This is a genomic window from Candidatus Eisenbacteria bacterium, from assembly GCA_035712145.1.
Lineage (GTDB): Bacteria > Eisenbacteria > RBG-16-71-46 > RBG-16-71-46 > RBG-16-71-46 > DASTBI01.
Genome location: DASTBI010000022.1, coordinates 1 through 9,089, shown reverse-complemented (window position 1 = coordinate 9,089; position 9,089 = coordinate 1). Strand labels below are relative to the sequence as shown.

At 68.4% G+C, this 9,089-nt stretch carries 10 protein-coding genes; 7 read left to right on the top strand and 3 right to left on the bottom strand.

The window, feature by feature from the left end; translation table 11 throughout:
• A partial coding sequence (locus tag VFQ05_01015; protein HET9325332.1) for an aconitase family protein occupies positions 1-1,773 on the top strand: 1,773 nt, incomplete at its 5' end.
• The gene (locus VFQ05_01010) at positions 1,773-2,156 is read left to right on the top strand and encodes a cupin domain-containing protein (protein HET9325331.1); all 384 of its coding nucleotides are present in this window, start codon (positions 1,773-1,775) and stop codon (positions 2,154-2,156) included. The genes VFQ05_01015 and VFQ05_01010, both read left to right, overlap by 1 nt.
• 3 nt (positions 2,157-2,159) lie before the next feature.
• On the opposite strand, the gene VFQ05_01005 is transcribed toward VFQ05_01010, so the two are convergent.
• Entirely contained in the window at positions 2,160-2,540 is a 381-nt protein-coding gene (locus VFQ05_01005) for a hypothetical protein (protein HET9325330.1), read from the bottom strand.
• A 143-nt stretch (positions 2,541-2,683) separates the two neighbouring features.
• Here VFQ05_01005 and VFQ05_01000 point away from each other — a divergent pair, with 143 nt between their 5' ends.
• Genes VFQ05_01000 through VFQ05_00990 form a run of 3 tightly spaced genes read left to right on the top strand, consistent with a single transcriptional unit; the run spans position 2,684 to position 4,761 of the window.
• Entirely contained in the window at positions 2,684-3,046 is a 363-nt protein-coding gene (locus VFQ05_01000) for a hypothetical protein (protein HET9325329.1), read from the top strand.
• Between the two features lie 20 nt (positions 3,047-3,066).
• A complete protein-coding gene (locus VFQ05_00995; protein ID HET9325328.1) occupies positions 3,067-4,482 on the top strand; it encodes an amidase in 1,416 nt (471 codons plus the stop codon).
• A 57-nt stretch (positions 4,483-4,539) separates the two neighbouring features.
• On the top strand, positions 4,540-4,761 hold the full coding sequence (locus VFQ05_00990) for a hypothetical protein (GenBank protein ID HET9325327.1): 222 nt from the start codon (positions 4,540-4,542) through the stop codon (positions 4,759-4,761).
• Here the strand turns inward: VFQ05_00990 and VFQ05_00985 are convergent, their stop codons facing one another.
• Together VFQ05_00985 and VFQ05_00980 are read right to left on the bottom strand one after the other, a co-directional pair.
• On the bottom strand, positions 4,762-5,793 hold the full coding sequence (locus tag VFQ05_00985) for a trypsin-like peptidase domain-containing protein (GenBank protein ID HET9325326.1): 1,032 nt from the start codon (positions 5,791-5,793) through the stop codon (positions 4,762-4,764).
• A 115-nt stretch (positions 5,794-5,908) separates the two neighbouring features.
• Entirely contained in the window at positions 5,909-6,442 is a 534-nt protein-coding gene (locus tag VFQ05_00980; protein HET9325325.1) for a hypothetical protein, read from the bottom strand.
• A 123-nt stretch (positions 6,443-6,565) separates the two neighbouring features.
• Here VFQ05_00980 and VFQ05_00975 point away from each other — a divergent pair, with 123 nt between their 5' ends.
• Positions 6,566-8,599 carry an aconitase family protein gene (locus tag VFQ05_00975; GenBank protein ID HET9325324.1) on the top strand — a complete coding sequence of 678 codons (2,034 nt, stop codon included), beginning with the start codon at positions 6,566-6,568 and terminating at the stop codon, positions 8,597-8,599.
• A gap of 16 nt (positions 8,600-8,615) precedes the next feature.
• On the top strand, positions 8,616-9,089 hold a 474-nt coding region (locus tag VFQ05_00970), incomplete at its 3' end, for an FAD-dependent monooxygenase (GenBank protein HET9325323.1).

Sequence of the window (9,089 nt, the reverse complement as noted above, 5' to 3'; positions counted from 1 at the left end):
CTGCGCGAGGCAGGACTGATGGAGGACCTCGAGTACGCCGGGTTCCACACCGTGGGCTACGGATGTACCAGTTGCATCGCCGAGGGAACACCCGTCCTTCTGGCGGACGGCACGGCTTGCCCGATCGAGGATCTTCCCGAGAACGGAGGCGTTCGGCTGCTGGCTCCGACTCCAGACGGTGAGCTGGTCGTGGCGGAGCTGGTGGAGCGCTTGAACCAAGGTGCGCGGGAATGCGTGACGCTCGTCCTCGAGGATGGGCGAGAGCTCGTCTGCACGCCTGACCACGAGATCCTGTGCGAGGGCGGTCGTTGGGTTCGAGCCGATCGACTGGAGCTGCGGCGGGATCAGGTGGTCGTCGCGGTCGGTGCGAGCGCCGCGATGTCCGGGCACAGGGGCGGCCGGGTCATGGCCCATGGGAGTGGAGCCGCTGGTCCACGACACGGTCTCACGGCCATCGCGGAGTACGACGAGTCACTGGACGTGTCATCCGTGACGATGCTGGTCATCGACCGTCAACCGGCCGGCCTTCATCGAGTCTTCGATCTCTCCGTGTCCGGACCGCATGCCTTCATCGCCGGAACGGTGGCCGTGCACAACTGCATCGGCAACTCCGGTCCACTCCCCGAGCCGATCGCCGAGGGCATCACCAGCGCCGATCTCGTCGCCGCCGCGGTGCTCTCCGGCAACCGCAACTTCGAAGGCCGCGTGAATCCTCACACGCGCGCCAACTACCTCGCGTCGCCGCCGCTGGTCGTCGCGTACGCGCTGGCCGGTACGGTGGACATCGATCTCGATCAGGAACCGCTCGGCACAGGCCAGGACGGAAAGCCCGTCTACCTTCGTGATCTGTGGCCCACGCAGCAGGAGATCGCGGCCACCATCGCCAAGGCGCTCAAGCCCGAGCAATTCGGAGAGGAGTACGCCAACGTGTTCGACGGGAATCCCAAGTGGAACGCGATCCCCGTCGCGGGAGGCGAGCTCTACGAGTGGAGCGACGCCTCCACCTACATCCACGAGCCGCCCTTCTTCCAGGGCCTGGCGCCCGAGCCGGCGCCGGTCAAAGACATCCGCGGCGCGAGCGTGCTGGTGATGGTGGCCGACTCGGTGACCACGGATCACATCTCACCGGCCGGCGACATTGCCGATGCGAGTCCGGCGGGACAGTGGCTCAAAGCTCGCGGTCTGCAGAAGCGCGACTTCAACTCCTACGGCTCGCGTCGCGGGAACGACCTGGTGATGGTGCGCGGCACGTTCGCCAACATCCGGCTCAAGAACCTGCTGGTGCCGGGAAGCGAGGGCAACGTGACGGTCCACTTCGGCAGCGGCGAGACCACCTCGATCTTCGAGGCCAGCGAGCGCTACCGAGGAACCGGAACGCCGCTGCTGGTCCTGGCGGGGAAGGAGTACGGGGCCGGCAGCTCGCGCGACTGGGCGGCGAAGGGAACCCTGCTGCTCGGCGTGAAGGCGGTGCTGGCCGAGAGCTACGAGCGCATCCACCGCTCGAATCTGGTCGGCATGGGCGTGCTCCCGCTCCAGTACGAGACTGGGCAGAGCGCCGAGCGCCTCGGCCTCACGGGGCGTGAGACGTTCACGATCTCGGGGCTCGAGAAGGGCCTCGCCCCGCGCATGAAGCTCCAGGTCGAGGCGGCGCGCGCGGACGGCTCGAAGCTCAGCTTCACGGCGATCGCGCGCATCGATACCCCGGTCGAGGTCGACTACTACAGGAACGGCGGCATCCTGCAGACGGTGCTGCGCAGCCTGGCGAGGCGATGATGGCCAAAGCTCCGGAGTCCTATCCCTACGATACGCACCTCGACATCCTGCACGGCCCGCTCGAGGTGATCGACGTGCCCGCACTGGCCGCCACGGTCGAGCATCCATGGTTCAACCAGACCTTGTGCAAGGTCAACGACTCGGTCGTGCGAGTGGGCATCGTCAAGGGCGAGTACCACTGGCACAAGCACGACGAAGACGACGAGTTCTTCTGGGTGGTCGAGGGCGAGCTGCTCATCGACCTCGAAGGAGACAAGACGATCGCGCTGACGCCGGGCCAGGGCTACGTGGTGCCCAAGGGTGTCGTGCACCGCACGCGCGCGCCGGAGCGCACGGTCATCCTGATGGTCGAGAACGCGGGGATCGTTCCGACGGGCGACTGAGACTCAAGCGACCTGCTTCATCGCCTGCTCGAGCTCCTTGCCCTTGGCCAGGTGGTGCTGACGGACCGAGCTCGCGAGGATCGACTTGAGCAGCGTGCGATCGACGGTCATGCCGCGCGCCTGAGCATCCCGCTCGAGCTCGCCGAGCAGCGTTTCCAGGACTGCGGGCAGGTCCTCGGGCGCCCCGTTCCAGTTGGCGCGGATGTATTCGCCGATCCTGGCGTGCTTGTCCTTGGTGAGCTCCATCAGCTCCCTGAAGTTCACGTTCGACACGGCCCCGTCGATCTTCAGGTTGAGCTTGAGACGCCCGCTCAGGAACAGGGCGATCACCACGGTGGTGATCAGCAGGTCGAGAATGATGAACGCGATGAGCCACGGGGGCATGATCGGCCTCCAAACGTCGTCGGCCGTGTTATCGGCAGGGGAGCCGCGAATCTCGCGCTCGAAATCGCCATTGCCCAGGGTGCCCTCGGGTCGTAAGGTGCGCGCCTCGCCCCGAACGTCTTCCTTCTACACGCGGAGGGATCATGCCGGGACCAAACGCCACGATCGGCCGCCGTCGCTTCGTCCAGCTCATGGGCTGGGCCGGAGCGGCGGCGGTCGCGCATGGAGGCCCCGCCCTCGCGGCGGCGGCCCAGAAGTCCAAGGTTGCGAACCGTCCGGTGACGTCTCCGGCATCTCCTCCACCGTCGCCGGCGCCGGGATCGGAGGTCTCCGCCGAGGCACGAGCGCTCGCCGAGGTGGTGAAGCAGCGCTACGGGGCCAATCTCTCTCCTCAGGAGCTCGAGGCCATCACCAAGGATCTCGAGGGTGACCTGAAGGCCATTCAGCGGCTGCGCGAGTCCAAGCTCGCCAACGCGGATGAGCCGGACATCACCTTCAAGGCCTGAGCCAGAGCGCCGGAAGCCAGATGCCCCAGACGCGCAGCGATCCCGGCCTGCTGTTCCAGCCGATCCGCGACCTCGCCAAGCGAATTCGCACGCGCGAGCTGTCCCCGGTGGACCTCACCGAGCTCTCGCTCGAGCGGCTCGAGAAGATCGGTCCGCGGTACAACGCCGTGGTCACGATGATGCGCGAGCGTGCGCTGGCGGAAGCGCGGCAGGCGCAGAAGGAGATCGCCGCCGGCAAGGTCCGCGGGCCGCTCCACGGCATTCCGTACGGCGCCAAGGACCTGCTCGCCACCAAGGGGGTGCCCACCACCTGGGGCGCCGCGCCCTACAAGGATCAGGTCTTCGACTACGACGCCACGGCGGTCGAGCGCCTCCGCGCGGCCGGCGCGATCCTGGTCGCCAAGCTCGCCATGGTCGAGCTGGCGGGAGGCATGGGCTACAACCACGCCGATGCATCGTTCACCGGGCCGGGTCTCTGCCCGTGGAACACCGGCTTCTGGAGCGGTGGATCTTCGAGCGGGCCAGGATCGGCGGTCGCGGCGGGATTGGTGAGCTTCGCGATCGGATCGGAGACCTCGGGCTCGATCCTCACCCCGTCGGCCTATTGCGGCGTCACCGGCCTGCGTCCGACGTACGGCCGCGTCAGCCGCCACGGCGCGATGGCGCTGTGCTGGACGCTCGACAAGCTGGGACCCATGGCGCGCACGGCCGACGACTGTGCGCTCGTGCTGTCGGCGATCGCCGGTCACGATCCGCGCGACGAGAGCAGTGTGAATCGCAAGTTCGACTACGCCTCGCGCTCCACGCCGCGCGCGAAGCTGCGGCTCGCGGTGCCGAAGGGCGTCACCGAGAAGGCGCAGCCCGCGGTGAGGCAGAACTTCGAAGCGGCCCTCGACCTCGTGAAGCGCCACGCCGAGGTCACGACCGACGTCGAGTGGCCCGACTTTCCATGGGGCCCTTCGGTCTCGGCCATCGTCAATGCCGAAGGCGCCTCGGCGTTTCGCGAGCTGATCGAATCGGGAAGGGTGAAGGAGCTGCGCTGCCCCAACGATCGCACCGGCGGGTACTCGGCGCTCATGTATCCCGCCGTCGACTATCTGCACGCCATGCGCCTGCGGCGGCCCATGAAGGCCGCCGTCGCCAAGCTGTTCGAGCGGTTCGACGCCGTGATCTCTCCGGCGCGCGCCAGCGTATCGTACCCGGCCGACAAGAACTTCGAGGACGTCTATCCCGGCGTGAGCGGCGGGCCTCCGCTCATTCCGGCGGGGAATCTCTGCGGATTGCCCGCGCTGTCGATGCCGAACGGCTTCGGCGAGAACGGTCTGCCGACCGGGATCGCCCTGATGGGCCCGGCATTCTCCGAAGCCACGCTGGTCGCCATCGGCAACGCCTACCAGTCCGCCACCGACTGGCACTCCCGCCAGCCCCAAGCTTAGCTTCAGGGGCGCCGGCCGCGGGCCGATAACGTTCCTCGCCTTCCAGGAGGGCGTCGAATGCGTACGATCGGAAGACTCGCAATCGCCTATCTGCTTGCCGGCGTGGCCATCGCGGTGGTCGAGAACTGGATGGCCCACGTCAACGCGGGCTCCAGCATCCTCGAGGTCGCCGGCAGCTCCATGCCCACCGCCGAGAAGATCTCGGCCTTCTACGACCTCGTGCTGTGGCCGCTCGTGGCGTGGCCGGTGCGGGTCATGGACATTGTCCGCGGCGGCTGATCAGTCGTGATGCGCCGACTCGATCGGGGTGATCGCGAAGGTGAGCTTCTCCGAGCGCCGCAGCACCGAGAGCTGGCCCTCGCGCCCGATGGCGCCGTCCGAGAGCAGACGGTGGATGTCGTCCACGCCCGTCACCGGCTCGCCGTCGTAGCCCACGATCACATCGCCTTCCCGCAGCCCCGCGCGCTGCGCCGGGCTGCCGGTCTCGACGTGCACCACCATCAGCGCCTTCTCCGAGCTGAGCTCGAAGTGCCGCGCGATGCGCCGCTGCAGCGTGACCTGCTGGCCGCCGATGCCCATCCACGCCCGGCGCACGCGCCCGTGACGAATCAGAAGGCTCGCCACCCACTGCGCCGTGCTCGAAGGAATCGCGAAGCAGAGGCCCTGTGCGGGAAGGATCATCGCGGTGTTGACCCCGACGACTTCTCCGCGGCTGTTGACCAGCGGTCCGCCCGAGTTGCCGGGATTGAGCGCGGCGTCGGTCTGGATGATGCCGTCCATCAGCCGGCCGGAGCGTGAGCGCAGCGACCGACCGAGCGCGCTGACCACGCCCGCGGTCACCGTGGTCTGGAAGCCGTAGGGATTGCCGATGGCCACCACCAGCTGACCCTGCTTGAGCTTGCTCGAGTCGCCGAGCGAGGCCACCGCGAGATCCGCTCCGGACACGCGGATGATCGCGAGGTCCGTGTCGGGATCGTCACCCACCAGCGTGGCGGGCAGTCGGCGTCCGTCCTGCAGCACCACGTCGATGGTCGAGGCGCGATGGATCACGTGGCTGTTGGTGATCGCGAGCCCGTCCGGGGTGAACAGGAACCCCGAGCCGCTTCCGCCCGGCCGCTCTCCAGAGGGATTCCGCCGTGAGGGGTGCGTGACTTCGATCTTGACCACGGCCGGGCCCACCCGTTCCACCGCGCGCGTCACGGCGTCGGAGTAGGCGTCGAGCAGCTGTTCGTCGGAAAGCGCCGGCGCCGAAGCCGAGGAGTCGTCCGGCTCGGGCGGCGTCGAATCAGTCAGCCAGCGGAGCTCGTGCATGGGCGTCCTTCCGGGAGTTCGAGGGACCGGCACGATGCCGGTCGGCGACGTCCTTGGATGCGGGCCGGGCTCCGAGCGGTGCCGGGGCTGCCTCGAGGGCCCAGGGACCCCCCGGTCAGGGCTTCGAGGGCGGTTCCTGGGCAGCCGGCAGGTCGCGGCGCCCATCCCGGCTGAATTCCATGGTCCACATCTCCCGCCACTCGCCGTCCTTCCTCTGGCGAACCCGGGCCTGGTATCCGTTCTCGCCCTGGCGCTTCCACACCGTCTCGAGCTCGAGCCCGCCGCCGGCTCCGGCGTAGGACTCCTGAAACCGGATCTCGCCAGGCGCCGGGACCACGAAGCCGGTGCTGATCCCGCCGTCACTCGCCCAGTAGGTGTAGACCACCTTCTTCTGCTTGGGGTCCCAGGCGTAGAGCGTTTCTCCTTCGTAAGGCGACTTGGCGCCTCGCACGACGTGGCGATCCCTGAGGAAGTGGCCGCGGTAAACGCTCTCGAAGCAATGCGTGTCGATCTGCTTGCCGTCGGGGAAGGTGGCGGTCCAGCAGCTCCCCACCAGGAACTGCAACGGTCGCAGCTCCTCGCGAAGCGTGCTTTCGGCGGTGGACTCGGGGGCGAACAAGAGGAGCAGGCTCAGCGACACATCGACCATGGATGCCTCCGGGCTCGGCAAGCGCGCCCAAGGGCGCGTGACGCGGGAGTGCGGTAACCTACTGCGGTTCGGCGGGGGCGGCCAACCTCGACCGCCCTGTGATTCGTGACAGGTGGAGATCGAATGAATCCCATCCAACCGGCTCGGCTCAAGCCCGGCGCATCTCTGGACCGGCTGCCGCTCGATGAGGCCGCGAGCGACGCGACGTCGGGGGCGCTCATTCTGCGCGGCAAGGCGCTGGTCTTCTGGGACCCCAAGGTGCCGGGGAAGAAGCTCGACGCCATCGACACCGACCAGATCACGCCGGCAGCCGACTGCGTCTCCGAGAGTCTCGAGACGCTCGACGAGCGCTGGAAGGCCGGCTCGTTCCGCTACCTCATGCCCGACTTCCGGGCTCGGGTGCATCGCGGCGAGACGTTCCTGATCGCCGGCGACCGCTTCGCGATCGGCTCGTCCCGCGAGATGAGCCCGGCGGGGCTCAAGGGCGTGGCGGAAGAGGTGGGGCTCGAGCTGGTCGTGGTGTGCGGGAACAACATGGGCGACATCTTCCGCCGGAACGCGTTCAACCTCGGGCTCCACGTCGTGCAGAGTCCCGAAGCGGTCGCCGACGCGCAGGAAGGCGATGAGCTGACCTTCGATCCGGATTCGCGGCGGCTGGCCAACGTGACTCGCGGCAAGACCTACGAGCCGGTGCCGCTGGCGCCGAAGGAAGAGGAGATCCGCCGCAGCGGCGGCATCTTCGCGGTGGGCCGGCGGGAGTTCAGGGCCAGCGTCGAGACGCGGCCGGCCATCGAATGGCCCAATGCCGCGACGGCGAGGCGCCTGACCACCACCGAGCAGATCCTGTGGGCTCACCGCGTCGACAGGAACGCCGAGGTCCGCCCGGGCGCCACGCTGCGCGTCTACGCCGACCTGCTTCCGGCGAGCGACGGCACCGCGCCATTCTCGATCCACACCTTCAACCAGATCACCGGCGGTGACCGCATCTGGCCGCGTCAGATCGCGATCGCCAACGACCACTTCGTCTTCACCGGGGTGGAAGCCGACGAGAAGCAGACGTCCATTGGGCGCGAGTTCGCCGCGCGGCACGGCATCGTGAAACCCTTCTACGCGACGCCGGGCGACGGGATCTTCCACTTCTACTTCCCGGAGCAAGGGCTCGTGATGCCGGGCATGATGATCCCCGGCGCCGATTCGCACAGCCGCGCGTATGGCGCCTACGGCGCGATCGGGATCGGCGTGGGGTCCACGACGCTCGGCTTCGGCTGGAGCACCGGCTACATCTACGCAACCGTCCCTCAGGCCCGGCGCGTCACCTTCCGCGGTGAGCTGCAGCCTTGGGTCACCGGCAAGGACATCGTGCTCGAGCTGCTGCGTCGCTGGGGCGCCAAGCAGTCGCAGGGCATGAGCGTCGAATTCGTCGATGCCGATCGCCAGCTTCCGATCGCGTTCCGCAACACGATCTGCAACATGATGGCGGAAGCCGAGAGCTGGAACGGGATCTTCGCGCCCGACGACATCACCTACGCGTGGTTCGCGTCCAAGGGCATGAACGACCTGCCTTATCCGCGCATTGCTTTAGGAGCGGATGCGACCTTCGCCATCGATGAGAGCCTCGAGCTGCCGGTGGTGCGGCCGATGATCGCCAAGCCGTTCAGCCCCGGGAATGCGTTCCCTGCCGAAGAGGTCGCCAAGGAGCGGATCACGTTCGACAAGGCGATGATCGGCTCCTGCACGAATGGCAGCTACGACGACCTGCTGTCGGCGGCGCTCGTCCTGGTCGCGGCCCGCGGCCAGGGGCTGACGAAGGCGCAGAAGGAGTTCGTCGTGTTCCCCGGATCGGGCGGCGTGAAGGCGCAGATCGAGCGGCCCGACCCGCGGCTCGACGGCGAATCGATTGCCGGTGTGTTCCGCTCGGTCGGCGGCCAGATCCGCGCCAGCTGGTGCGGCCCGTGCTTCGGACAGGGTGAAGACGCGCTGTCGCCCGGGCAGCGCGCGATCACGTCGTTCAACCGGAACTGGCAAAACCGCATGGGACTCGGCGGCGAGGGCTACCTCGCCAGTCCGGCAGTCGTCGCCTCCTCGGCGCTGGTCGGCTACATGGCGCCGCCAAGCGAACTGGGCCTCGAGTGGCGCCCGGACGTCTTCGCGGTCTAACGGCGCGGCGGCGATCGTGTACGACGCGATCGTGATCGGCGGCGGCCCGGCCGGCTGCGCATCCGCGCGACTGCTGGCCGCATGGGGCCATCGCGTCCTCCTCGTCGATCGGCCGCGAGCGCCGCGTCAGGACGCGGTCGAGTCGCTGCCGCCCAGCGCCCGCCAGGTCGTCGCGACGATCGGCGCCTTGGAAGTCATCGACGATCCCGCAGTTCAGCCGTGGCTCGGCAACGTCGTGTGGTGGGCGGACGCGCCGCGCCGTGTCGAGCAGTTTCCGGTCGGCATCGCCGGTCAGCAGTTGCAGCGCGGCTGGTTCGACGCGCGGCTGCGCGCGCTGGCGGTGGCTGCCGGTGCCGAATGCGTGACCGCGCTCGCTCGCGATGTCGTCCTGCCCCCGCTCGCCGGCGACTCCTCCGAGCCGCCGTCGATGCTGCTCGAAGCCGACGGCGCGACCCGGCGCGTCAAGGCGCCGATCATCCTCGACGCCTCC

Bases quoted from the DNA above. Each gene is read 5' to 3' on its own strand.
- VFQ05_00975 (HET9325324.1), top strand. From the start codon at position 6,566: ATGAATCCCATCCAACCGGCTCGGCTCAAGCCCGGCGCATCTCTGGAC.
- VFQ05_00980 (HET9325325.1), bottom strand. From the start codon at position 6,442: ATGGTCGATGTGTCGCTGAGCCTGCTCCTCTTGTTCGCCCCCGAGTCC.
- VFQ05_00995 (HET9325328.1), top strand. From the start codon at position 3,067: ATGCCCCAGACGCGCAGCGATCCCGGCCTGCTGTTCCAGCCGATCCGC.
- VFQ05_01005 (HET9325330.1), bottom strand. From the start codon at position 2,540: ATGCCCCCGTGGCTCATCGCGTTCATCATTCTCGACCTGCTGATCACC.
- VFQ05_00990 (HET9325327.1), top strand. From the start codon at position 4,540: ATGCGTACGATCGGAAGACTCGCAATCGCCTATCTGCTTGCCGGCGTG.
- VFQ05_00985 (HET9325326.1), bottom strand. From the start codon at position 5,793: ATGCACGAGCTCCGCTGGCTGACTGATTCGACGCCGCCCGAGCCGGAC.
- VFQ05_01010 (HET9325331.1), top strand. From the start codon at position 1,773: ATGGCCAAAGCTCCGGAGTCCTATCCCTACGATACGCACCTCGACATC.
- VFQ05_01000 (HET9325329.1), top strand. From the start codon at position 2,684: ATGCCGGGACCAAACGCCACGATCGGCCGCCGTCGCTTCGTCCAGCTC.